This is a genomic window from Gammaproteobacteria bacterium, assembly GCA_021647245.1.
In the GTDB taxonomy this organism is placed as follows: domain Bacteria; phylum Pseudomonadota; class Gammaproteobacteria; order RBG-16-57-12; family RBG-16-57-12; genus JAFLJP01.
This window is the reverse complement of record JAKIVC010000002.1, coordinates 67,095-91,808: the sequence shown is the minus strand read 5'-3', so window position 1 is coordinate 91,808 and position 24,714 is coordinate 67,095. Positions and strand designations below refer to the sequence as shown.

Below are 24,714 nucleotides of genomic sequence, written 5' to 3'. Positions count from 1 at the left end.
AATCAAAAGGTGCTGATATGAAATTTACCCCGCCACAGCCGGATGCTGTTATTGAGCTTTTTCTCAGTCACTGCCACCGTCGCAAGCACGCTGCTAAGAGCACGATTATCCACGCGGGTGACACCCCTGAGACCCTCTACTACATTACTGAAGGCTCGGTCGCGGTGTATATAGAAGATGAGGATGGGCGCGAGATTGTGCTCGCCTATCTTAATGCGGGTGATTTCTTTGGTGAAATGGGGCTGTTTGATAAAGAGTCACAAGGGCGCAGCGCCATCATTCGTGCACGGGTAAGTTGTGAGTTGGCAGAGATTGGCTACGATAAATTTCGTCGACTTATCCAGGAGCACCCCGAGATCATGTTTTCCCTCGCCAGCCAGATGGCGCTCAGGCTACGCAACACCAGCCTTAAAGTAGGCCATCTTGCCTTTATGGATGTGACCGGACGGGTTGCCCGTACCCTGCTCGACCTGAGTAAGCAGCCGGATGCCATGACCCACCCCGATGGCATGCAGATCAAAATAACCCGTCAGGAGTTAGGACGCATTGCAGGGTGTTCGCGGGAGATGGTAGGCAAAGTATTAAAAAATCTGGAGGAGCAGGGGTTGATCACCGCTCGCGGGAAAACCATGGTTATTCGCGGTACACGCTGATCTGATCACACACCGTGGACTGCCAGCTACTCACTGGGAGAGTAGTGACTCAATTAACGCAAAAGACTCTGCACTATCCCACTCACGCTGGCCCACAACCTTTGCAATCAACTGCCCTTCACGGTCAATCAATAGACTGTGTGGCAGCCCGCTCACTTGATAAAGGTCACCTACCGCATAGTCTGGGTCGAGTAAAATCGGATAGGTTAATCTCAATATCTCAACAAATTTGGCAACCCGGCGCTCCATTCCCTCATCAACAGATATCGCCACTACCACTAGGCCATCCTCACCATAGCGTTGCCAAAGCCGTTCCATTCCCGGCATTTCGTCCCGACAAGGGGCACACCAGGTTGCCCAGAAGTTGAGCATCACCACCTTGCCCTGCCACTGCGCCAAGGCATGAATTTCACCCTCAAGGTCCGGCAAGATAAAGGCCGTTGCTGCTCCCGACACCGGTTCCGCACCAAATGTTGCCAGAGGGTCAGCCTGCAACGGAAAGCTCAGAAGCAGCAACAGGCCAGCTGAAGCCAAATATTTAATCATCTACATACCACTGCAAATACTCTTTTATTGCGGTAATTTCGTCCTCATCCAGCGGCTCAATATCCGCTTGTTGCATACGAATTTGCATGGTGTTGATTACCCGGTGCCACTGCCGATGATTCAACATATCGGGTGCAGGCAGTTGGTGACAAATACTGCATCGAGCCTCAAAAAGCTGCTGGCCATTTAATTCGACCGATTCAGAATAAGCCAGCTTGGTGAGCAAAAATAGCGCGATGAGTAACCACACTCTCATGGCAGCTCCCCCAATACCTGACCCAGTTGACGACCATCACTATAGCCTTGGTTCATAAGCACAATACCACTGTTATTAATCACAACCGTACTCCCCATGGTGCCTTCATAAAGAAATTCAATCTCCCGGTTTACATCAACCAGCACTCTCATATCGCCATAACCACTGGCAAGTTGTGTATTACGTGCAGCCTCCAGCGAGCCGCTCACATAATCCACCAGGAAAAATTGCACATTGGGGTAGTTGCTCACATAAGTCGCACGCAGATGGCTCATATGCTCATCACAAATAGGACACCACATGGTGAAATAGAGCACCACTGCATCATAGGTTTGTAAATCAGAAGAGAGTGTGTGGGCGGTGTTTAGTGTTGTTGAGCCTGCCGTAAAGTCAGGGGCAATTTGCCCTACTTGATTGCCAATAATACCGGTCTGAACCACAGGCCGCTCATCGCTATCCGATGGATTCAGGTCATCTTGGCAGGCACTTAACAGCAACAGCATGAGTAGGCCAACAAGTTTAACGAAGAACATGGCTCACCCCCAGTGTCACCACATTGGTAACGGGAAAACTCTCACCATAACCATCCCGCTTAGGGCTGTGGCTCAAGGTTAGTTTAAAGACCCAGTCCCGATCCATACTGGCATAAGCTGCTGTTGCGGATAGCGTCTGCTTCTCCATTCCGGTGGTAGTATCTGTAATGCCATCAATTTCACCTTGGCTCTCTTGTAAATAAGCATAAGAGAGGGTGTAGCTCAGGGTATCCATATTATCAAGAAACTGGGTATACCCCCCAGAGAGCGAGCCTGAAAAGCGGTCACCCAACTGCTTATCATACGGCGCCACATAGCGGCCATATTCACGATTAACCGGACGCTCTATATACTTTCCGTAAGAGAGTGCCAGTGTCGCATTCCAGGGGTAGATGGTCTTATCCAACAGCAGATTGGCATCCACACGATAAAAACCCCGACCGGTAATATCAAAGCTATTCTCCACATTGTCATAAGGAGAGACACCCGTGGGGAGTGTCATGGATAACCCGTAGTAACTGGCGGGTATCCAATCCTCCGGCTTTTTTATTTTCCAGACACAGGTGATATTCTCAAATCCTTCATACCAAAGGTTAATGGTGGTATCCCCCATCCCTTGGGTTTCGGATGAGACACCGCTGTATTGGTTATCATTCCAGACATAAGGGGTGACAACACTCGCCTGCCAGCGTTTACCCAAGCGGTGGGCATAGCCAACATTAAAACGATACTGTTTCAAGCGAGAGCCCACAGGGTCTTCGGTATACTCCCCCTCTCTATTCCAATAGCCATCGTAGTTTTCCATGGAAAACGAAAGGTCGACCATCCCCGTAGCAAATTTGGGCATAACCAAGGCAGAAGAGGAGCCACCGCCACAGCATGATGCCGCAGATAAAGGCTGAGAAAGGGTAAGGGCCGCCACTGCAAAGAGGGCGGCCTTTGTTGAGAGATTAGCCATGGAAAACCTTAAAACATTAATTCAGGGTAGTTGTAAAAATTGCGTAATCGTTACTACCATCCAGTGCCGGCACACTACCATTGGCTGTTTTCTGTTCACCATTGACATGCAGGCGCATATAGAACGTGTTTTCAACACCATCGACTAAACCCGGTGCGTTATCAACAGACCAATAACCCGCGCCCTCTTCTGTCATAGGTGACCAGCTAGCGCCATCCACTGAAAATTCTGCGTTAATTGAGCTGACAGTAAAACTAGCCATATTAAAACTAGCACCTGTGTAGAGCGCTGGAAATGAGTCCATACTCTCTTTTACCGCAATAAACAGGCGCACTTTGTGGCCTGAAATGGAGCCTGCTGCAATACTGTCTTTAAACAGGAGGTACTTCCGTGCCGAGGTGGGACTCATAACAAAATCGCTGTAGGTAGGAACAGTCAAACCGGCATCATCCACCACAGTGCCCGTTGATTGAGCCATCAAACTGCGCTTACCATTGCCGTTCATGCCCATACCAACACCCGGGTAAAAGCTGACCATTTCATTATTATCAGTGGTAACCATCAACTCCCAATAGCCCATCGACATACCGTTCATAACCGAAGGCATCAGGTAGAAAATAGTACAATCATAAACACCTGCTGTTGCCGATTCACTACAACCATCCACTGGTGTGGCATGCATTTTTGTCGCCATATACATTTTTGCCTGTAGTATTAAGTTCAATCCGCCCTGCGCCAGCTGCCCAGTGGCCGCATCTGTAACCACAATTTTGAATGTGGTTTTCCCCTCCATTGCCGGCATCATGCCCGGCTGATATTCGAAGCGGTAACTTTCACTGCTGGCCACTTTAGCAAAGGGCAATACGCCTATTTGACTGGCATTTAAACTGGTTGCATTGCGCCCCCCCCGATGAAACCCCTCCAGTGCCATCGCAAACTGATGCTGAATATGCAATTGCAATGGTATGTTGACAGGTGCCGGGAGAATAACCGCACCCGATGTACTCTGCCCGTCAAGCTCACCATCTGACAAATCCAGTGCCAACGCCTCCAGCAAGGCAAACTGATCAGTGGCGCTCATCCCCAAATCCTGGGCTAATTGGCTGAAACTGGCGGCACGCAGTCCCGCCAACATTTGCTGGTCGGTCGCATCGGCCGCCGGTGCGGTCGCATCCGTTGGTGCCACAGTATAATCAGGCTGATAACCAAAGGCACTCTCAAAAGCCGCCTGCGCCTCTACATAGCCTTGACCATGTTGCATAATCAACTGGTGCATAATCGTAGAAGAGGGTGTCGCGTGTACTTCACTACCCGCCGCAAGGCTATCTGCCGCGACATAAACAGACATTTGACCTGCGCTGACATTAGCCTCACCCGTCGCCTCATCTGTAAACGTGCCGCCACTGCTGATAAAGCTAAGGTCACTGGCAAGGTGTGCATCAGGAATTGTGATTTGATAATGCCCATCTGCCCCACTCGTCACCGGACCTGCCACCCGATTACCATTCAGGTCAAACACAGATATCGAAGCAGCACTCACCGGGGCGGCAAAAATAGAGCCCTCGATTGCTGCACCCTCAACGGTATTATCATCTGATGAGCTATTACAGCCACTCAATGCCACAGCACCACTCAGCAGCAGTGCCGACCATAAAATATTACGCTTATTATGAATAGCCATGGAGACTCCTATAATTTAGTCAATAAACCGGGTAGGGAACAGTTAATGACAAAATTGTATTGGAATCCCGGCATAGAAAGAATGCGACATGTTGTCGCAGGGGAGTGGACGCTGGGGTCAGAGTAAAGTAACGTTTACTCTGACCCCAGTGTGCAATTAGGTAATATTTTGAGTATTAAGATACTCAATTACTGCTTTGTCATCGCCCCGAAAGGTGATGCGCTCGGCTTTTTTCTGTAACTGATAGTCATACATTGGGTCGTAGTAATCGTTAAGTAATCGCTGAATCCACTCGCGGTGAGCCGATGTTTCACCCCGTTGTTGCTGGTCAGAAATCGCACCACTCATCACGGCATCAAGCAGTCCGTAACGCTCTCCACCTAAGCGACGTTTAACCCGTCCAAGTGCCTGGCGCAGGTTTTCTGACCAGGTGGTAAAGCCGTGCTCGTCGCCCAGTAGCTGCTGATATTCAGAGAGCGCTGCCGTAATATATTCATCGAATACGATATCGACCCGTTGCGCTAGTGGAATTTCCAGTACCACGATGGGTGCCGCCACCATGCGCTCAATCAGTGAGTGGGGCAGGTTGCGTGAGCCGATATTGCTCCCTTCATCTTCAAGCAGCAGTTGGGGCGCTGCTTCAGCGGCTAATATGATTTTTTTCAGCAGCTCAACTGAAAGCCGGTTCTCCACATCGATCTGGCTCGGTTGTGGCGTGGCGTGACGACCAAATGCTGAACCACGATGATGATAGACGCCTTCCAAGTCGATGCTGTTATTGATTTTCTTTAGTAGCAGTGTCTTGCCTGTGCCAGTGCGTCCACTGAGGATGGTCGGCTGTATCTGCGCAATGGAGCGCTCTAGCTCATCGAGCAAATAACGGCGCAGTGTTTTGTAGCCACCGTGTACTCGTGGGTAGACGATGCCGCTCTCTTCATAGATCCAGCGCTGGGTTATTTGTGAGCGTAGTCCGCCACGAAAGCAGTACAAAACACCCTGTGGATTCTCTTCTACAAACCGCAGCCACCGCTCCAGGCGCTGCTGTTTTACCTCGCCGGTTACTAGCTCATGACCCAGCGCAATCGCCTGTTGCTGGCCTTGTTCTTTATAGCAAATACCCACTAACTTGCGCTCTTCATCGTTCATTAACGGTAGGTTTATCGCATTTTGAAAGCGTCCCTGCTCAAACTCCTGCGGGGCTCGCAGGTCGATCATCGGTACTTCATCTAAAAAAAGCGCTGAATAGTCGTCAACCTGTGGAAGCTCCATCATATAATCTCCACCAGAGCATGATTCGCGACGGGGGTGCTCAACTGGCCTATCGGACTCAATGACATTCCTAGCGCTTCGGTTAATGCTAAAAATTCAGCTTCGCCCTCGGCTGCAACAGCCACCAAGAGGCCGCCTGAGGTTTGTGGGTCACACAAAATCATCTGTTGCTGTTCACTCATGCCACCAATATGGTGACCATAGCTTTCAAAATTTCGTAGCGTGCCGCCTGGAGTACACCCTAGCGCCAGATAGTATTCAACCTCCGGTAGCGTCGGCACGGCATCAAAGATCAGTTGCGCCTGTAAATGACTCCCCAGACACAACTCTGTGAGGTGCCCCATCAGGCCAAACCCCGTCACATCCGTCATCGCCTTGACCGCCGGGAGCTTAGCAAACTGAGTACCGGCACTGTTAAGCTGGCACATCGCTTCGGGGCCGATCCGGCGGTGTGCTGGCTTAAGGCACTTTTTTTTCTGTGCAGTGGTCAAAATACCGATACCAAGTGGCTTGGTCAGATAGAGTTTGCAGCCCGCCTCTGCTTGGCTGTTGCGCTTCAGGTGGCGATTTTCCACCTGCCCGGTTACTGCCAACCCAAAAATGGGTTCGGGTGAGTCAATGGAGTGCCCTCCCGCCAGTGGTATACCGGCCAGTGCGCAGGCGCGACGGCCACCCTCAATAACCTGTGAGGCAACATCAGCTCCTAATGTCTCAATCGGCCAGCCAAAAATAGAGATGGCCATCAACGGCGTGCCGCCCATGGCATAAACATCACTGATCGCATTGGTCGCCGCAATTTGCCCAAACTCGAAGGGGTCATCCACAATCGGCATGAAGAAGTCAGTGGTTGATATGACCGAACTGCCATTACCCAAATCGAATACCGCCGCATCATCCTTGGTGTCGTAGCCCACCAACAATTTTGGAAAGGTGGGGTTAGGTGTTGTGCTTTTGAGAATATCATCCAGCAACTTAGGTGATATTTTACAGCCACAACCGGCACCATGGCTATATTCAGTCATACGAATGGTATCTGGCAAGGTATCGCGATTTTGCATAGGGTGCACATCACTTATAGATTAAGTTATGCACAATATAACCGATTGCCCCCCTTCATTGCGAGAGCGCTATCCACACGCCAGGAGGCTGTCGGACTTAGGGTGAGTCTACTGCGGAAGGGAGGGGTTATTGATTATTAGGCTCACTCTTCTCTTTGTCGAGGGGGGCGCAAATAATTTCATTGATCTCATTGAGTTCGCTGAGCTGTTTATCTAGGCCACGCTGTTCGTCAGCCAGCTCGTTCAGCTTGCTCTCTAATGTCTCTTTGGAGTCTTTTACTCGATTCAGGTTACTGAGCCGCTTATCCATTACCCGCTTGCGCTCTTTTATCTCCGTTGCGATAGGAGCCAAGGCACTTTTTGACCACAGCCTAGACTCTTCATTCGCTTTATAAAAAACATCACGGGCATGGCTCACCACCGAGACAAAGAAACGCTTAATAACAAAGCTCTGTTCGGTCATGGTCATGGTTGAGCTGGTTCGGTACTCCTCGGAGCGCTTGAGTAGTCGCTCCATACGCAGCACATAAACCTGGTTGGAAAACAGCGTTGGGCGAATGTTTGGCAAGCCAAACTCTTCATGGAAGCGCTTGTAAGATGTCTTGACCAAATCATTGGCTTGCTCGCCAAGGTAGTTCACCTGCGACATGATCTGCATCATATTTTCAAAGAAGAACATCATTGATTTACGCAAGCCGCCGGTTGTCCAGGTGCCTTGCATCTCATTGCGAGCCTCATCAATCACCCTATCGAGGACTTTAAGGTCAACGTATTCCAGGATCTCTTTGATTTTGCTGTTAAGCAGATTACGGCTGGTGTGGTAGTTGTCGACTCTCACCTTATAGGCGATTGCTTCAGCATGGGTGGTCTTGATCAAGTGGCTGATCATCGCCTCATTTTTGTTGCCGATCCCTTGCAGTTCGCCCAGCTGCTCTTGCACTGAATTATGTCGCGCCTGGATAATATTTAGCGTTGACTCCACCATAGTGCCCACTTCGTCGATAACCCGATCACGAATAATGGTCTGCTTTTCCGGTAAAACAGTATCCGAAAGCATATTTTCAATCGATGCAATGCCACTCTTTTCCAGCAGCTCTGGGTTATTTTTCACGCGCCCCAGCAACCCCTTGTGGGCCGAGACAGGGAATATTGAGTCGGGGGAGACATTCAATGTTTTAGCGGTATTTTGGCACTGGCTGTCGATATTGGCGGCCACTTGCTCATCATCCAGCAACTCATCCCATAATGTGTCAATTTTATTGAGCACCACCATCAGGTTTGAATGATTACTGCCACGGCTAAAACTGCTCACATGCTGATCCCACACTTCCATATCAGAGCGGGTTACACCGGTGTCAGCACCCAAAACAAACATGATTGCATGTGCATTGGGTAACATATCCATGGTCAATTCTGGCTCTGTACCCAGCGCGTTCAAGCCGGGTGTATCCAGGATCACTAGTCCCTCTTTTAACAGCGGGTGGGGGAAGCTGATCAGGGCATGCCGCCACATGGGGATCTCAACCTCCGACTCTTCATTATCCACCAGTGTTTCGTCGTAGAGGCCGAGTTTAATCGCCTCCTTCACGCTCACCTTTTTAACCTTTATAACCTCTTTAAAGCTCTCTGCCATCTTTTCTGGTGAAGAGATATCAAGGTGTAACGTTGTCCAGTAACTCAGATCCTGTTTATGTTCATTGATGCTGCTGTCGTCTAGGCGTGTCTCTATTGGCAGTAACCGAATGTAAGCATCCGTACTCTCATGGTCGTAAAATAGCTCGGTTGGGCACATCGTGGTACGACCTGCCTCAGATGGCAGTAGTCGGCGTTTGTAATCTGCAAAGAAAATAGCATTTATTAATTCGGTTTTCCCCCGGGAAAACTCTGCGACAAAGGCCACAACAATACGATCATCATGCAACTTGGCAATCATATCGTCGATGCGGATTTCCTGCTCTACGCTGTCAAGTTCAGCATCCTTAAGAACCTGTTCATAAGCTTTAAGCTTATGGACGACGTCATCTTTCCATTGGTTATAGCAGTGTAATCTCTCTGATAAAGTATTGGTTTCCATCACTTTCCATATCCGCCTGGGGAAGAAGGCCAGTTGCCTTTTTACATTTACATCACAGTGTATCGGTCTGTATTTACTGGGTATTAACAGAATTTATTTTTACCGTGCAGATAATGGCCTATCAAGCGATTAAGCTGCGGATAATAATCGCAGTGCAACATCATTGAGTGGCGCCACCAATAACATTGTTATCAACTGTATCACAATGATCACCAGCAACGGTGAAAGATCCAGCCCTGACATGGCGGGTAGCAGGCGCCGGGCTGGCCGCATCAACGGCTCATTCAGTGCATGGAGCAGTGCCACCACAGGATTATAGTTTGTAGCTGGATTAACCCAGCTTAAAATCACCTGGGCTAATACCGAGAAGAAAAAAATATTCAGCGTCAACTCAACCATTTGAGCAATACCCAGCACAAACAGACCCATCACATTGCCACCCACACCTGCCAGCTGCTGAATGATAAACAGCTCCGCCGTCTTTAACAGCAGCAGCAATACCACAGCGGCCATATCGATACCCAGGAGACCTGGAATAACTCGACGTAGTGGCCGCAGCGCGGGATCCGTCACTTTAACTAAAATCTGACAAATTGGGTTATAAAAATCAGCACGCACCATCTGTAACAAAAAACGCAGCAGTACCGCTAAGATGTAAAGTCCAAACAGGGTTCGCACCAAAAAAATAGAGGCTGCGCCAAAATATTCGCCACTCATTACCGACCCCCAAACATTTCTGCCAGCTCTTTTGAACGACGACAAGCCGCTTGCAGTGCATCATCAAAGGCAGCCTCAACCCCTCCCGCCTGTAACGTATTGACTGCTTGTTCAGTGGTACCGCCTGGCGAGGTAACACGGTGCCGTAGTGCCGCCACGCCCTCTTCACTCTCCATCGCCATTTTGGCGGCTCCAAGCGCAGTCTGTACCGTTAGCAGGCGTGACATTTCAGGGGTAAGCCCTAGTTTTTCTGCCGACTTTTGCATCGCCTCCATCACCAGAAAAAAGTAGGCTGGACCACTGCCTGAAACTGCTGTTACCGCATCCATCTGCTCTTCATGGTCTAACCAGACGACTATTCCTACCGACCGCATTAAGGATTCGGCTAGGTTACGCTGTGCATCGCTCACCTGACTATTTGCGTACAAGCCACTGGCACCACTCTGCACCAATGCCGGTGTGTTTGGCATACAACGAACAATCGCGTGATTACCCTTCAGCCAAGACTCAATATCCTTTCCACGAATACCGGCTACTACTGATACCAGTAGCGTGTCATCTCTTATTTTAGAGGCCATCCCTTCCACCACTGAGTGCATCACTTGTGGCTTCACCGCCAATACCAACAGATCCGCCAGCGCCACAAAGTCATCGTTACGGGTCGAAACATTCACCCCATAGCGCTGCTGGAGAACCGTCAGCCGCTCTTGGTTAGGGTCACAAATATAGATATTTTCTGCCTGGCAGCCACCCTGTAGTAAACCACCCATAATACTGCCGGCCATATTGCCGCCACCGATAAAAACAATTTTACACTGTTCCATAAACCCAGCCCTTTACTGCATCTTATGATCACGAGCACCAAACAGTGCACTGCCTATGCGTACTATGGTAGCACCTTCCGCCACCGCTGCCTCAAGGTCTGCCGACATTCCCATGGACAACGTATCCAACGGGTGCCCCTCATCAATCAACTGCTGATAAAGCTTGCGTACTGAGGCAAATACGCGACGCTGTTCATCAAACTTATCACAAGGGGCCGGCAGTGCCATCAAACCCCGCAATTGCAACCCCGGCAACTCGGCAATATCAGCCGCCAGCGGTGAGAGTTCGTCAGGTAATACACCGGACTTGCTCGGCTCACCACTGATATTCACTTGCAAGCAGATATTCAAGGGTGGCATATTTTCGGGGCGCTGAGCTGAGAGCCGCCGTGCCAATTTTAGCCGATCAAGTGTGTGCAACCAGTTGAACTTCTCTGCAACTGCCCGGCTTTTATTGGATTGCAACGGCCCAATAAAATGCCACTGGAGATCAAGCTCGGCAAGTAAAACCTGTTTATTCAACGCCTCTTGTAGGTAATTCTCACCAAACGCCTGTTGCCCCAGCAGAGCAGCATAACCCAGCCGCTCAGCGGCCACCGTTTTACTAACAGCCAATAGCTGCACCGAACCGACAGAGCGGCCAGCCTGTTGCTCGGCATGCCGAATACGCATTATCAGCTGCGCATAACGCTCCGCCAGTGGATTTTGTCGCGAACTCACCATCACCTCTCCCGTTGGATATGACACCTCATACTACCACCCCGCAGGATGAAACCACCTTTCACGTAAAGCCCTCATCCCCAGGTTAGTGTGTAAGCGTTTGGTTTCACTGTGGAATCAAGAGCTTGTACAGTATGCGTGACCCTATCTGGGAATGAGAACAAAGGCCTTACAGGGGCTAAGTTTTTCTTCTAGAATGCCGCTATACACGGCTATAATCAATGCTCAACCATCAAATAATCAACCGCTTACCAACCCACACCATAGGGTGGTAAGATGACTTCGGTACAATTTATTATTGGGAATAACAGATGGACATTACAGAACTGCTCGCTTTTGGTGTGAAAAATAACGCATCTGATCTACACCTCTCTGCGGGTGAGCCGCCGATGATTCGTGTTGACGGTGATATTCGCCGAATTAATGTGCCAGCACTCGACCACAAAACGGTGCAGAGCCTGATTTATGACATCATGAATGATAAACAGCGCAAAGATTTCGAGGAGTTCTTTGAGACTGATTTCTCCTTCGAAATACCCAACTTAGCGCGTTTTCGTGTCAATGCTTTCAATCAAAACCGGGGAGCCGGTGCGGTATTCCGAACCATCCCTTCAAAAATACTCACGCTGGACGATCTGGGTGCCCCCGAAATATTCAAGAGGATTGCACAATATCCACGCGGCCTGGTGCTGGTAACGGGCCCTACCGGCTCGGGTAAATCCACCACCCTCGCCGCCATGGTAAATGACAAAAATGAGAATGAGTTTGGCCATATTCTAACCATTGAAGACCCGATAGAATTTGTGCACGAATCAAAAAAATGCCTCATCAATCAACGCGAAGTTCATCGCGACACCCTTGGCTTTTCCGAGTCACTGCGCTCTGCGCTACGTGAAGACCCTGATGTTATTCTGGTGGGTGAAATGCGTGACCCTGAAACCATCGGTTTAGCGCTTTCAGCCGCTGAAACCGGGCACTTGGTATTTGGCACGCTCCACACCAGCTCAGCGGCGAAAACCATCGACCGGATTATCGATGTCTTTCCTGGTGGTGAAAAAGAGATGGTGCGGGCGATGCTCTCTGAGTCACTGCAAGCGGTTATCTCCCAATCACTGCTGAAAAAGATGGGTGGCGGGCGCATAGCGGCCCACGAAATAATGATTGGTACGCCCGCAATTCGTAATCTTATTCGCGAAGCGAAGGTGCCGCAGATGTACTCGGTACTTCAAACCAGCCAGGCGATTGGCATGCAAACACTGGATCAGTGCCTACAAAACCTGGTACAAAAAGGTTTGGTCAGCAAGCAGGATGCTGCCACAAAAGCCGTCAACAAGGATCTATTCCGCTAGTGACAAAAAACACCCAATCGATTGAAAATTTTGACTACCTGCTCAAGCTGATGATGCGCAGACAAGCCTCGGATATGTTTGTATCCGCAGACTTGCCACCCACGCTAAAAATCAATGGTCGAAATGTCCCAGTCTCACCCAACCCACTCAGCCAGCAGCAGGCCACGGATGTGGTCTATAGCGTAATGAATGCAGAGCAACGCCGCCAGTTTGATGAGACACAGGAGGCTAACTTTGCCATCCACCGACCTAATGTCGGGCGCTTTCGTGTCAGTGTCTTCTGTCAAAAACAGAAAATCGGCATGGTGTTACGCAAGATTGAGACGGTAATTCCAACAATAGAAGCGCTCAAGCTTCCTCTTCAGCTCAATGAGATGGTAATGGAGAAGCGTGGCTTAATTTTAGTGGTGGGTGGAACCGGCTCAGGAAAATCCACCTCACTGGCTGCCATGATCGGCCACCGCAACCGTAACTCGCATGGTCATATCATCTCCATTGAGGATCCCATCGAATATATTCACCAACACGATGGCTGTATCATCACCCAGCGCGAAGTGGGTGTTGATACTGAAAGCTATGGCATCGCACTTAAAAACACCCTGCGACAAGCACCCGATGTTATTTTGATTGGTGAAATTCGTACCCGCGAAACCATGGAGCACGCGCTTACCTTTGCTGAAACTGGGCACCTCTGCCTCGCTACGCTACATGCTAATAATGCCAACCAGTCACTCGAGCGCATTATCAACTTCTTCCCCTTTGAGCGGCGTGAGCAGATACTGCTGGATCTTTCACTCAACCTAAAAGCAATCATCGCCCAGCAGCTGATTACCCGCGTTGATGGCAATAGTCGGTGCGCCGCTCTGGAGATTCTGATCGGCACACCCTTCGTCTCGGATCTCATTCAAAAAGGTGAGATTGCCAAAATAAAAGAGGTGATGGGGAAATCCAAAAATAGGGGTATGCAGACCTTTGACCAGGCACTTTATGATCTTTACGACGCGGGTGATATCACCTATGAAGATGCGCTGCGCCATGCGGACTCCGCTAATCAGTTACGTTTAATGATTAAGCTTGACCATGATGGCGATAGGGATGAAAACGAGCGCGACTGGAACATAACGGAGCAGCAACAAGAGGATACAGAGAGTGAGCCTAAAGAGAAAGAACCCAAAAAAAAGCAGCAGACAGATTACGTATTGCTCAACCCTGATGAGTCATAGCCGACTACACGCAATTTCACTCGGTCGAGGCTGCGCGCTCAACCACTGCTCTGCCAGCTCATCCACACTGCCATGATAGCAACCTGGAAGCCCATCATTAGAGGCGATTCGCAGCGCAACCCCCCAATCACTCAGTAACGGCAGGGTTGCGATAACACCCGCAGGCATTCCTGGAATCATGATGCGGCAAGGAGTGGGCGTGAAGGGCAGCGGCTGAGTCGCTTGCAGCAGCAACAGCGTGGTGTGACTCCGGCGCTTGCGCAGTGAATCAGCAAAAAAAATCAGCTGCGCTAGCGCCTCAACGCCACCCACCAACAGTGAGCGAAAGCACACCTCAGGAAGAACGGGCGCGTCTCCGCCAGGCCCTTCAATCTTATCTTGGTGGGGTGTTTTACCGGTAAACAGCAGCTCAATACAGCCTGTTTGAGGGTCGCTACGCATAATGTAGAGCGTGCGGCTGCCCCAGATAATCCACTGCCCCGGCCGAGCCTTCTCTGCAATACCCTCAGCGACGAGGCGTAAATGTGTAAACCCGCCAGGATAGTTGCTCGCAGATACTCTCTTAATATGCTCAATCATCAGCCTGCCCGATCAGCCTAGGTGGTAGACAATCGCACCGGCCAGCAAGGTGTAGTGCACTCGCCCTTTTAACTCCCGACCAACAAATGGATTATTCTTACCCCGACTGACCATCGCTTGCTCACTCAATACCCAATACTCTTGCGGGTCAAAAATACAGACGTCGGCACAGCAACCCTCTGCCAAGCTACCTGCCGCAATACCCAAAATTTTGGCTGGCGTGGTGGTCAAGCAGCCAATAATATCCATCAGGCTCATGCCCGAGTCAGATAGGCGCAGCGCTAGGGGGAGCAAGCTCTCCAGTGCCGAAATGCCCGGTTCTGCCTCAGCAAAGGGGGCAAGTTTGGCGTCTTTATCGTGGGGTTGATGATCGGAGCAGATCACACCGATTATCCCCTCTCTTAGACCTTCACGTAGCCCGTCACGATCACGCTCACTACGCAGTGGTGGCTGAACATGGCAAAGGCTGTTAAATTCAGCAATATCAATATGACTCAAATGGAGTTGATGAGCGGCCACATCGGCGCTGATAGGTAGCCCTTCAAACTGTGCCCGGCTGATCATTCGCACCGCTTTTGTGGTGGATAGCTGACTAAAATGAACCCGTGCACCGGTCATTTCAACCAGTTGCAGCAGCTTGGCCACCTCCACCTCCTCGGCACACGCGGGGATACCCGTCAAACCCATTCGGGTACTCACCGCACCTTCATGGGCACAGCCACCTTGGCTCAGCCACGGATCTTCAGCATGTAGAAACAGCGTCATATCCATGGTGCGGGCATACTCCATTGCCCGCCGCATGACCTGGCTATTTTTAATCGGATAGTGGCCATTGCTTACACCCACGCAGCCAGCCTCCTTGAGGCTCTGCATGGCGCTGATCTCTTCGCCGTTAAGCCCTTTTGTCAAAGCACCGATCACATAGACATGTGCCTTGGCAGCCTTTTCGGCCTTCAAGCGAATCAACTCTACAACCGCAGTGGTATCGGTGACTGAGGTGATATCGGGTGGACAGCAGAGCGAGGTAACACCGCCAGCCACCGCAGCGGCAGATTCGCTGGCGATGGTTCCCTTGTGGCTATTACCCGGTTCACGCAGGTAGACCTGCATATCCACCAGGCCTGGGCAGACAATTTTTCCACTGGCATCAATGCACTGCTCCGGTTCAAAGCCGTCCGGGCGGTCGCCTATCGCCAACACCTTGCCATTGGCAAGGTAGAGATCACAAACGCTGTCGATACCCTGTGAAGCATCGACTAGGCGACCCCCTTGAATATGGGTTTTCATTTGGCTACCCCCGCAGCAGAGGTGGGTCGCCCCAGAGTCATCGACATCACCGCCATGCGAATGGCGATACCATTGGTAACCTGCTGCAAGATAACCGAATGATGACCATCAGCCACCTCCGAGGCGATCTCGACACCACGGTTAATCGGCCCGGGGTGCATCACGGTCACGTCAGGCTTTGCAAGCTTCAAACGTGCCTCGGTCAAACCATAGCGCTTGAAATATTCCGCTTCACTGGGTAGAAACCCACCCTGCATACGCTCTTTTTGCAGGCGCAACATAATGATTACATCCGCATTTTCAATGCCACTCTCCATTTCATGATGAACATGCACCCCTAATCTCTCCACATCCGCAGGGATCAGGGTTCGCGGCGCGACCACCCGCACTTCGGTGACCCCAAGGGTGGTCAGTGCATGAATCTGTGATCGCGCTACCCGCGAGTGCAAAATATCCCCCACGATAGCCACGGTCAGTGGCGCAAACTCGCCCTTTTGCTGACGAATAGTAAACATATCCAACATTCCCTGTGTGGGATGGGCATGACAACCATCTCCAGCATTGATCACGCTGACATGGGGAGCCACATGTTCGGCAATAAAGCGGGCCGCGCCACTGCTAGCATGACGCACAATAAACATATCCACGCCCATCGCCTCCAGATTTTGCAACATATCCAGCAGGCTCTCTCCTTTGCTGGTAGCTGAGGTTTTAATATCCATACTCAGTAGATCCGCAGAGAGTCGCTGTGCGGCCAGCTCAAAGGTACTGCGGGTGCGGGTACTGGCTTCAAAAAAGAGATTGGCTACGGTTTTCCCCCGCAGCAGCGGTACTTTTTTTGCCTTGCGTGCACCGAGTCCGAGAAAGTTTTCTGCACTATCAAGAATATCCACCAGCATCTGTCGCTTCAACCCCTCCACGGCAATGAAGTGGCGCAGTTTCTGTTGCTCATCCAGCTGTATATTTCGTCTACTCATAAGGACTCGATAATATTCAGGGAGAGTTTTTGGGGGCCACTCAACTTAACCTGTTCATGACTGTCCAGATCAAGCTTAACGCCCACCACATCGGCCTGAATGGGTAGCTCACGGCCATTTCGATCCGCCAACACCACTAAGGTTACCGATGCGGGTCGGCCATAATCAAATATCTCGTTCAACGCGGCTCGAATCGTTCGTCCGGTATAGAGAACATCATCCACCAAAATCAGGTTTTCACCATCGATGCCGAAAGGCAAGTTCGAAGGCTTTACCTCGGGGTGCATGCCCACCTGGGTGAAGTCATCCCGGTAGAAGGAGATGTTGAGGCAACCCAGCGGACTCTCCAGACCCAGCTGCCGGTGCAGTGGTTCTGCTACCCAGACGCCACCACTGTATATCCCAATCATCTTGGCTTCGCTAATCCCGTTTTTCTTCAGGAGTGCCTGTAGTTGTTCGCCCATCTGCACTAGCAGGGTGGTTACCTCAAAATTTTCTCTCATCTCTCTTGATCCAGCCAGGTTTGTAATATGAGTTGCGCGGCGACCCGATCGATCACGCCTTTATCCTTTTTGGCCTGTCCCGGCATCAAGCTACGCTCAGCCTCACGGGAACTCAACCGCTCATCAATATAGTGAACCGGCAAGCCATAACGCCCATGCAACTGATTACCAAAACGGGTAATCGTCGCCGTCAACTGATGTGCTGAGCCATCCATATTTTTCGGCATCCCTACCACAAAGACTGTCGGCTGCCACTCATTGATCAGAGCCTGTACCGCGTGCCAATCAGGCTTCCCCTGATCCGCCTGAATGGTCGCCAGGGGTGAGCTGGTATGAGTAATTGTCTGGCCAACAGCCACGCCAATGCGGCGGCGGCCATAGTCGAACCCCAACACTGTTGACTCAGGCATGCCCGACATCCGGAGAGAGGCGGCTCAAATCCACACCCAGCAAAGCGGCCGCTTTCTGCCAACGCTTCTCCGCTGGCTCGCCCCATAGCGGGGCCATATCTGCCGGCACATTGAGCCAGGCATTTTGCGCCATTTCATGCTCCAGCTGTTCACCACCCCAACCCGCGTAACCTAGCATCACCAAGTATTGATCAGGCCCCTCACCGGTGGCAATGGCACTGATAATATCGCTGGAAGTGGTTAACATGAGGTCATCTGTCAATTTCAGAGAAGCACTCCACTCCCCCTGTGGTGTATGCAAAACAAAGCCGTGTTCAGGCTCTACCGGGCCACCCAGATAGACCGGGATATCATCGATGCACTTGTCCATTTCACGCTGTGACAAGGTTTTATCCACCTGCCCTACCACTTGGCGGAAAGTAATATCGAGGGGAATACTGAGAATCAAGCCCATTGCGCCATCGTCTGTATGTTCACAAATATAGGTAACCGTTTTGGAGAAATTGCCATCCTCCATACCGGGCATGGCAATCAAAAGGTTGTTTTTTAAGGAGTCTGTTGTGTTCATTGATTCAATATCGTTGACTTGATTATTTTAAGTAATCTATTCAGTCGCTCGGCTGCAAGCTCTTATGGCGCGGTTGAATAGCGTGATGACTACTTGGTTGCCAGCCCGCCCTGCTGAAACTGCCAAGTACGTATAATAGCAAGAATATCAGCCCCCTCTCTCAATGCATCAGGAAGTGGTGCAAAGGGTGAGGCTAGGCGCACAATACGAATCGCCGCATCATCCAGTAAACGCTCCCCTGATGAGCGTAACACGTTGATCTCTTGTACGCTGCCGTCAGGCTTTATATTAACTTCCAATACCAAGCTGCCATAAATATTTTGGTGCCGCGCCGCTTCCGGGTAGTTGATATTGCCGATGCGCTCTACTTTATCCTGCCAGGCACTCATGTAAGCCGCCGCACTATACTCTTGGGTTGCCGCTGATATATATTTCTTACGCGGCATTTTCGAGTAGCTCTCCCACGCCTCGCTTACTTCCGCATTAAGACTGGCGATCTCCCGGCTACGCTGAATCAGCTGCTGTGCCGTCAGGTTTTGTTGTAATTTGGATTCAAGCTCACGCACCTGTTGCTCAATCAACTCCGCCTGTTGCGCTACTCTCACCGCCAACTGTTGCTGGGTTGGCTCTGGGTTGCTGGCCACCCTTTCAACTTGCGGTGCAGGTGCCTCATTAGGGTTGTCACTGGGCAATTCGGAGGGTGGTGGGCTGGTGGGACGTACTTTGTCTTCGGTATTACCACCGCCCTGCTGTGTCACCTGTGCCAGGTAGTCCGCGTCACTCTCTTCACTCGACGTGCTATTTTGAATGAAGATCACCTCCATTTCAGTGAGTACCGGCGGCTTATTCAGCTCATATTCAAAAACAACACCCAACACCAGCACCAAATGCACAATCACCGCGATAAAAATGGTGAAACTCAGTCGATCTGAGGATTTAATGGGTGTCGCTTTAACTACTTGTTCCACCATTGACTCGCTTCTGTACCTTATCAATCATTGCCACTGCAATCATGCCACTGATCACGCCAAATACCAATGCAGCCGTCATCAATACCGGTAATAATTTAAAGAGCGCGGGGTGTGGAATCAATACAAAATAGGCGATAGCAAACTGCCCAAGCATATGCGCTTGGGCAGCCAACAGACTGTAGCCCAGCGCCCCAAGCCCCCAACTGGGTAGCAGGCGACTGTAGTAATATCCCGCGCCAAGCGCCAGCAGGCTGGCACACGCGCCACTTAAACTGAGCATAAAGGTAGGTGTAAGGAAAGTACCCACCAGCAGGCTCCCCACCAACACCCGTAACAGTGCCACCCAAACCGCATCTCGCCAGCCATAGAGCACCAGCACCGCCACCACAATCACATTTGCCAAACCCAGCTTAAGACCCGGGACCGGGCTGGGCAGCGCACTCTCAACAATATGAATGGTGATCGCCAGCGCGGCCCACCAAGCGATGCGATGGTCACTGGGTTGTGTCAAAATCTTGCGGTGGCCAAGTTGATTCATGGGTGATTAAAAGTTAATCGCATCAAAACGCTGCTCACCACCTAATATGGCGATACTCACCCGGTTGGGCAAGCAGCTCACCACCTCGCCGCCCAAGCTGATCCAGCGGCGATGAACACACTGTTTATTTTGGCAGGCCGATGCTACAAAACGAATTTTACCGTCCAGCACTTCGAGCAGACTCAACCCCAGAGATCCTTCCACTTCAAGGGTTCGCGGTTGGTGAAGGCTCACCAACGCCATCTGCTCACCACCCACAAGAATTTGTGCATACTCACCCGCACGCTGATCACCCCAGAGCGTCAAATAGAGCCATGGCAACAGCAGTAGTGTGGCCAACAGTACCAGATAATCACCTCGACGCAGCACTACCAATCTACCACCTTGACGAGGGGCGCGGGCGAAACCTCAAATCGAATACGCTCAACCATGGCGGGTGTCATGCTGATGTCACCCTGGGGAGTAATCACCATCACATGATTTAACCCCATTTTTTTTGCCACCTCACGCCACTGCTTGGGCCCGGCCACCATCAGCGCCGTGGCGGCAGCATCAGCCGTGGCCGCATCGCCATGTAAAATGGTCACCGAGCTAAAACCAGCCGTCGGGTAGCCACTACGTGGGTCGATAATATGGTGGTACCGCTTACCCCGGTATTCATAAAACCGCTCGTAGTCACCTGAAGTGAAAACACTCTCATCGCCGCTAATCTGGAGTGATGCAATCAACCCTTCACCCCGTGGATTACGAATTCCGATCCGCCACGGCCACTCTCCTTTGCTACCGATCGCCCGCAGATCACCCCCTGCATTGACAATCGCATTTTCGAATCCCATTTCACGCAATGCCTCAATCGCACGATCCACCGCATACCCTTTGGCAAAACCACCAAAATCGAGATAGAGAAGAGCATTATGACTCTGCGCCACGCCACTGTTGATTTCCAGGTCTTTGATACGCGGAGCATGTTCAGTAAAATCAGCTAACGCGGCGGCATCTGGTGGCTGGGAAGCGTTAACCAGATTATCCGAAAAGCCCCACAACTCTACCAATCGCCCCAGGGCGGGGTCAAACAGACCATCACTGGCTATTGATAGCTCAATAGAGCGCGCCAGAAGTGGAGATATCACATCAGGGATGGGAACCGAATCACCACTCGAAAGCTGTTGATTAAATGCGCGCAGTAGACCGGGCTCCCATGGGTGCCACTGTTGGTGCTGCTGTTGAAACTGCGCGTTCAGCCGTGTCATCGCCTCACTGGCAGCCTCCTCCTCATCGGTCCAGATCAACACCTCCACCAAGGTACCAAAAACATACATCTGCTGTTTATGGCTGTGGGTATCCGGATGATCACATCCAGCCAGTAGCAGCACCATAAGCAGTAGTAGCCAACGCATCAGGTGCGCGCCGCCAGACGCTGCTCAATGGCATCCATCAGTTTGCCGCTGATATTGATCCCGTATTGATTATCTAGCTCGCGAATACAGGTAGGGCTGGTCACATTGATCTCTGTCAGGTAGTCACCAATCACATCCAGCCCCACAAATAGCAACCCTTTCTCTCGCAACGCCGGCCCCACCTGTTGGCAGATCCAGTGGTCTCTTTCACTTAACTCGACACCCACCCCCCGGCCACCCACCGCCAGGTTGGCCCGCACCTCGCCCTTAGCGGGTAAGCGCGCCAGTGCGTAGGGTATCGGTTCGCCATCCACCATCAAGATGCGCTTATCTCCTGAGGTGATCTCCGGAATAAAACGTTGCGCCATGATATAGCGCTGGCCATGCTGGGTCAGCACTTCAATAGTCACACCAATATTGGCATCCTGCTGACGTAGCCGAAATACCGAAGCTCCGCCCATCCCGTCTAATGGCTTAAGAATAATATCACCCTGCTCCACCAAAAAAGCGCGCAATTGATCATCTCGGCGGCTCACCAGTGTCGGGGGCGTACACTGATTAAACCATGCGGTATAAAGCTTTTCATTGGCATCACGCAGACTCTGTGGCTTGTTGACAACCAGCACACCCTCCACTTCAGCGCGTTCGAGCAAGTAGGTGGCATAGATATACTCTGTATCAAAAGGGGGGTCTTTACGCATCAAAATAACATCAAGTTCTGTCAGTGGCTGCTCAACCGCATCACCTAAGGTAAACCATGCTTCCTGGTTGTCATCTACCGTCAGAGGGGAGAGACGACCGAACGCCTTGCCATCACGTAGAGAGAGGTCTTTCATCTCCATGTAGTAGAGCTGATAACCTCGCTTTTGCGCCTCCAGCAACATCGCAAAACTGCTATCTTTGTAGGTTGTGATAGCGTCAATCGGATCCATTACAATGCCGAGCTTTATCCCCATAACCTGACCCTAACTGTGTTGATGAATTTCACGAGCTGCCGCCAGCATCGCCAAGCGAGCAATCACGCCATAGGCGTAAAAGCGGTTAATACCCGCATCCGGCGCCTCGCTGCGATCAGGGGTGCTGCAAGACTCTGCAAAAGCCAGCGGCTCAAAGTGCATTCCTGGTGCATTCAGATTCTCTTTTACACCTCGTCCTTTATGCACCCGGTAAAACCCGCCAACCACAAAGTGATCCAACATATAAACTACCGGCTCTGCGACCGCATCACCCCACGTCTCGAAGGTATAAACACCCTCCTGCAAAATAACCTGGCTCACCTCTTGCCCCCCTTTGGCGGAAGCCATTTTATTGCGCTGCTTGCGATTAAGCTCAACCAGCTCCTCTGGACTCTCCACGGTCATTATTCCCATTCCGTAGGTGCCCGCATCTGCTTTGGCGACAATAAAAGGTTTATCGGTTAAACCATACTCTTCATATTTAAGCTTTATCGCGGTAAATAGCGCGGTCGCATTTTTCAGTAAACAATCTTCACCTTCACGCTTTTTAAAGCTGACCTCACCACAGTTGCGAAACAAGGGAGAGATCAGCCAGGAGTCGATTTCAACCAAGTCGGAGAGCTCTTCGGCAACATCACGATAGTGTGCAAAGTGACCCGATTTCAGTCGATTTGACCAGCCCAATGCCAGCGGTGGAATAATAGACTGCTCTATACCCACTAATATTTCAGGGTACCCCTCGGAGAGGTCATTATTTAATAGCACCGCACAGGGGTCAAAACCGGCCACACCAACGCGGGAGTTATGGCGAATCAGGCGTTCCAGCGTCACACTTCGCCCCGAGGGCAGCTCCACACACATGGGCTCATCCAGTGTTGCCAGCAGTGAGCCAATGCGCACTTCAAAACCCGCCGCAGTAATAATTTGCACCAGTGTTGCCAGACTCTCCAGGTAGAAGAGGTTACGGGTATGATTTTCGGGCACCAATAAAACTCGCCGCCCAGTGGGGCAAATCCGCTCCACGGCCGATTGTACTGCATGGATACAGAGCGGCATGAAAGCACTATTGAGGTTATTAAAGCCTGCCGGGAAGAGGTTGGTATCGACCGGCGCCAGCTTGAAACCCGCATTACGCAGATCAACCGAGGTATAAAAAGGGGCAGGGGTCTTTAGCCACTGACTGCGGAACCACGTCTCAATTTCGACTTGATGCCCAAGCAGGTGGCTCTCAATGTGTTGCAGAGGTCCTGTGAGGGCGGTTGTCAAGTGCGGTACGCTCACATGCTGTTGAAATGTCATTAATTTTCCTTCATCACTGTGGCCACCACTAAAAACCGAGTAAATACAACGAGTACGACCGACTGATAGGCGCTTGGTTCGGCCTATACTTTCACCCTATGTTCAGAGTGAAATAGCCTGACACAATCGTCGAAAAAGCACTAATCCCGGTTGTTTTTTGCGGGATAATCAATTAAACCTTAAAACAATAAATTTGAAGATAACTAACGAAGTTCAGGTGCCCATCAGTTTAACATGAAACGCCGGTAACCTTTTCACGCCCTGCGAAAAGCAGATAAATTTGTCTCAAAAAATCAAAAATAGTGTTATCTTGAGCAAAATAAAATAGGTGCAACTTTGACAATATTGGTTTAATTTCTTCGCTTTAGTGCGCTTTTACTGCCAGTCGAAACGAGTCGATCAAGGCGAAGAAAATAACAGGACGAACGCATGGCGAATACAACCCAGTTTCAAAATGTAAAAGTGATGGTCATTGATGACAGTAAAACAATCCGCCGCACAGCGGAAACACTCCTCCAAAAAGCGGGTTGTGATGTTGTCACAGCCATCGACGGGTTTGCTGCACTCTCTATCATCACCGATCACAAGCCCGATCTGATTTTTGTTGATGTGATGATGCCGCGCCTCGATGGCTATCAAACCTGCGCCCTGATTAAACACAACCACACCTTCAAAACAACTCCGGTGGTTATGCTCACCAGTAAAGATGGTCTGTTTGACCGTGCCCGTGGGCGGATTGTAGGTTCGGATCAGTACCTGACCAAGCCTTTTACCAAAGATGAACTACTGGATGCCGTAAAACACCATGTACCGAGGGCGGTTACGCAATGAATTTTTTTCAATTACTACAAGAAATTGCAGCGCGAGCTCACGAAAATGCCACCCCATTACCACAGCCCGATAAGGCACGGAAAATCTGGCACGGTATCAGCTACCGCTTTGGCAAAATCAACCTAATATCCGCTCTTTCCGAGATACAGGAGGTGGCACCCTGCCCTCATATTTCTCTGCTGCCTGGTGTTAAGCCATGGGTGAGAGGTGTAGCCAATGTGCGAGGAAGCTTAATCACCATCATTGATCTCGCCGCATTTCTCGATTTACGCGCACCTACCGCCCAAAAAAACAGCCGTATACTGGTCATTAACCAGTCGGGACTGATGGCGGGGTTGCTGGTCGACGAGGTTCACGGCCTCAGGCATCTCGACCAGACAAAAAAGGTCGAAAATCACGCCTCGAATGACCCAAAATTAGTACCCTACCTGACAGCAGGTTTTATGGACGACTCACAAGAGTACCATGTGCTAAGCCTGCCAAAGCTGGCGCAATCACAGGCATTCATGAACATAGCCGCTTAATGCGGCATCCCAT

At 50.8% G+C, this 24,714-nt stretch carries 28 protein-coding genes; 5 read left to right on the top strand and 23 right to left on the bottom strand.

Annotated elements, in window-relative coordinates; all coding sequences use genetic code 11:
• Window positions 1-17: 17 nt before the first annotated feature.
• Window positions 18-653, top strand: a complete 636-nt coding sequence (gene crp, locus L3J94_01145) for a cAMP-activated global transcriptional regulator CRP (protein ID MCF6217361.1) — start codon at window positions 18-20, stop codon at window positions 651-653.
• A 30-nt stretch (window positions 654-683) separates the two neighbouring features.
• On the opposite strand, the gene L3J94_01140 is transcribed toward crp, so the two are convergent.
• The 11 genes from L3J94_01140 to L3J94_01090 form a co-directional block, all read right to left on the bottom strand.
• Window positions 684-1,199 carry a TlpA family protein disulfide reductase gene (locus tag L3J94_01140; protein MCF6217360.1) on the bottom strand — a complete coding sequence of 172 codons (516 nt, stop codon included), beginning with the start codon at window positions 1,197-1,199 and terminating at the stop codon, window positions 684-686.
• Entirely contained in the window at window positions 1,192-1,455 is a 264-nt protein-coding gene (locus tag L3J94_01135; protein ID MCF6217359.1) for a cytochrome c, read from the bottom strand. The genes L3J94_01140 and L3J94_01135 overlap by 8 nt, the downstream gene beginning before the upstream one ends.
• Window positions 1,452-1,988: a peroxiredoxin family protein gene (locus L3J94_01130; protein ID MCF6217358.1), complete on the bottom strand. Its 537-nt coding sequence runs from the start codon at window positions 1,986-1,988 to the stop codon at window positions 1,452-1,454. Before L3J94_01130 ends, L3J94_01135 begins: the two co-directional genes overlap by 4 nt.
• A complete protein-coding gene (locus L3J94_01125; GenBank protein MCF6217357.1) occupies window positions 1,975-2,946 on the bottom strand; it encodes a hypothetical protein in 972 nt (323 codons plus the stop codon). Before L3J94_01125 ends, L3J94_01130 begins: the two co-directional genes overlap by 14 nt.
• Window positions 2,947-2,962: 16 nt before the next feature.
• On the bottom strand, window positions 2,963-4,627 hold the full coding sequence (locus L3J94_01120; protein MCF6217356.1) for a hypothetical protein: 1,665 nt from the start codon (window positions 4,625-4,627) through the stop codon (window positions 2,963-2,965).
• Window positions 4,628-4,783: 156 nt separating this feature from the next.
• Window positions 4,784-5,899 carry a tRNA 2-selenouridine(34) synthase MnmH gene (mnmH, locus tag L3J94_01115; GenBank protein MCF6217355.1) on the bottom strand — a complete coding sequence of 372 codons (1,116 nt, stop codon included), beginning with the start codon at window positions 5,897-5,899 and terminating at the stop codon, window positions 4,784-4,786.
• On the bottom strand, window positions 5,896-6,954 hold the full coding sequence (gene selD / locus L3J94_01110) for a selenide, water dikinase SelD (protein MCF6217354.1): 1,059 nt from the start codon (window positions 6,952-6,954) through the stop codon (window positions 5,896-5,898). The genes mnmH and selD overlap by 4 nt, the downstream gene beginning before the upstream one ends.
• Before the next feature lie 127 nt (window positions 6,955-7,081).
• A complete protein-coding gene (locus L3J94_01105) occupies window positions 7,082-9,028 on the bottom strand; it encodes a dynamin family protein (protein MCF6217353.1) in 1,947 nt (648 codons plus the stop codon).
• Between the two features lie 129 nt (window positions 9,029-9,157).
• On the bottom strand, window positions 9,158-9,745 hold the full coding sequence (locus L3J94_01100; protein MCF6217352.1) for a YggT family protein: 588 nt from the start codon (window positions 9,743-9,745) through the stop codon (window positions 9,158-9,160).
• Entirely contained in the window at window positions 9,745-10,569 is an 825-nt protein-coding gene (proC, locus tag L3J94_01095; GenBank protein ID MCF6217351.1) for a pyrroline-5-carboxylate reductase, read from the bottom strand. Before proC ends, L3J94_01100 begins: the two co-directional genes overlap by 1 nt.
• Before the next feature lie 12 nt (window positions 10,570-10,581).
• Window positions 10,582-11,292, bottom strand: a complete 711-nt coding sequence (locus tag L3J94_01090) for a YggS family pyridoxal phosphate-dependent enzyme (protein MCF6217350.1) — start codon at window positions 11,290-11,292, stop codon at window positions 10,582-10,584.
• A 308-nt stretch (window positions 11,293-11,600) separates the two neighbouring features.
• Here L3J94_01090 and L3J94_01085 point away from each other — a divergent pair, with 308 nt between their 5' ends.
• Together L3J94_01085 and L3J94_01080 are read left to right on the top strand one after the other, a co-directional pair.
• A complete protein-coding gene (locus L3J94_01085) occupies window positions 11,601-12,638 on the top strand; it encodes a type IV pilus twitching motility protein PilT (GenBank protein ID MCF6217349.1) in 1,038 nt (345 codons plus the stop codon).
• Between the two features lie 50 nt (window positions 12,639-12,688).
• Window positions 12,689-13,861: a PilT/PilU family type 4a pilus ATPase gene (locus L3J94_01080; protein ID MCF6217348.1), complete on the top strand. Its 1,173-nt coding sequence runs from the start codon at window positions 12,689-12,691 to the stop codon at window positions 13,859-13,861.
• Here L3J94_01080 and L3J94_01075 read toward each other — a convergent pair.
• From L3J94_01075 to gshA, 12 genes are all read right to left on the bottom strand, one after another.
• Window positions 13,856-14,440, bottom strand: a complete 585-nt coding sequence (locus L3J94_01075; protein ID MCF6217347.1) for a hypothetical protein — start codon at window positions 14,438-14,440, stop codon at window positions 13,856-13,858. The genes L3J94_01080 and L3J94_01075 overlap by 6 nt on opposite strands.
• Window positions 14,441-14,452: 12 nt before the next feature.
• Window positions 14,453-15,727, bottom strand: a complete 1,275-nt coding sequence (locus L3J94_01070) for a dihydroorotase (GenBank protein MCF6217346.1) — start codon at window positions 15,725-15,727, stop codon at window positions 14,453-14,455.
• Entirely contained in the window at window positions 15,724-16,704 is a 981-nt protein-coding gene (locus tag L3J94_01065; protein ID MCF6217345.1) for an aspartate carbamoyltransferase catalytic subunit, read from the bottom strand. Before L3J94_01065 ends, L3J94_01070 begins: the two co-directional genes overlap by 4 nt.
• Window positions 16,701-17,207, bottom strand: coding sequence for a bifunctional pyr operon transcriptional regulator/uracil phosphoribosyltransferase PyrR (pyrR, locus tag L3J94_01060; GenBank protein ID MCF6217344.1), 507 nt, complete (start codon window positions 17,205-17,207; stop codon window positions 16,701-16,703). The genes L3J94_01065 and pyrR overlap by 4 nt, the downstream gene beginning before the upstream one ends.
• Window positions 17,204-17,617: a Holliday junction resolvase RuvX gene (ruvX, locus tag L3J94_01055; GenBank protein MCF6217343.1), complete on the bottom strand. Its 414-nt coding sequence runs from the start codon at window positions 17,615-17,617 to the stop codon at window positions 17,204-17,206. The genes pyrR and ruvX overlap by 4 nt, the downstream gene beginning before the upstream one ends.
• The gene (locus L3J94_01050) at window positions 17,610-18,185 is read right to left on the bottom strand and encodes a YqgE/AlgH family protein (protein ID MCF6217342.1); all 576 of its coding nucleotides are present in this window, start codon (window positions 18,183-18,185) and stop codon (window positions 17,610-17,612) included. The genes ruvX and L3J94_01050 overlap by 8 nt, the downstream gene beginning before the upstream one ends.
• 89 nt (window positions 18,186-18,274) lie before the next feature.
• Window positions 18,275-19,156 (bottom strand): TonB family protein, encoded by an 882-nt coding sequence (locus tag L3J94_01045; GenBank protein ID MCF6217341.1) that lies wholly within the window; start codon window positions 19,154-19,156, stop codon window positions 18,275-18,277.
• Window positions 19,137-19,694 carry a Gx transporter family protein gene (locus tag L3J94_01040; protein ID MCF6217340.1) on the bottom strand — a complete coding sequence of 186 codons (558 nt, stop codon included), beginning with the start codon at window positions 19,692-19,694 and terminating at the stop codon, window positions 19,137-19,139. Before L3J94_01040 ends, L3J94_01045 begins: the two co-directional genes overlap by 20 nt.
• Before the next feature lie 6 nt (window positions 19,695-19,700).
• A complete protein-coding gene (locus L3J94_01035; GenBank protein MCF6217339.1) occupies window positions 19,701-20,063 on the bottom strand; it encodes a NusG domain II-containing protein in 363 nt (120 codons plus the stop codon).
• Complete coding sequence (locus L3J94_01030) at window positions 20,063-21,091, bottom strand: FAD:protein FMN transferase (protein ID MCF6217338.1); 1,029 nt, start codon at window positions 21,089-21,091, stop codon at window positions 20,063-20,065. The genes L3J94_01035 and L3J94_01030 overlap by 1 nt, the downstream gene beginning before the upstream one ends.
• Window positions 21,091-22,047 carry a glutathione synthase gene (gene gshB / locus L3J94_01025; protein ID MCF6217337.1) on the bottom strand — a complete coding sequence of 319 codons (957 nt, stop codon included), beginning with the start codon at window positions 22,045-22,047 and terminating at the stop codon, window positions 21,091-21,093. Before gshB ends, L3J94_01030 begins: the two co-directional genes overlap by 1 nt.
• Window positions 22,048-22,056: 9 nt before the next feature.
• Window positions 22,057-23,346, bottom strand: a complete 1,290-nt coding sequence (gene gshA / locus L3J94_01020; GenBank protein ID MCF6217336.1) for a glutamate--cysteine ligase — start codon at window positions 23,344-23,346, stop codon at window positions 22,057-22,059.
• A gap of 429 nt (window positions 23,347-23,775) precedes the next feature.
• Here gshA and L3J94_01015 point away from each other — a divergent pair, with 429 nt between their 5' ends.
• Complete coding sequence (locus L3J94_01015; protein MCF6217335.1) at window positions 23,776-24,177, top strand: response regulator; 402 nt, start codon at window positions 23,776-23,778, stop codon at window positions 24,175-24,177.
• Window positions 24,174-24,701: a chemotaxis protein CheW gene (locus tag L3J94_01010; protein ID MCF6217334.1), complete on the top strand. Its 528-nt coding sequence runs from the start codon at window positions 24,174-24,176 to the stop codon at window positions 24,699-24,701. Before L3J94_01015 ends, L3J94_01010 begins: the two co-directional genes overlap by 4 nt.
• Window positions 24,702-24,714 lie beyond the last annotated feature (13 nt).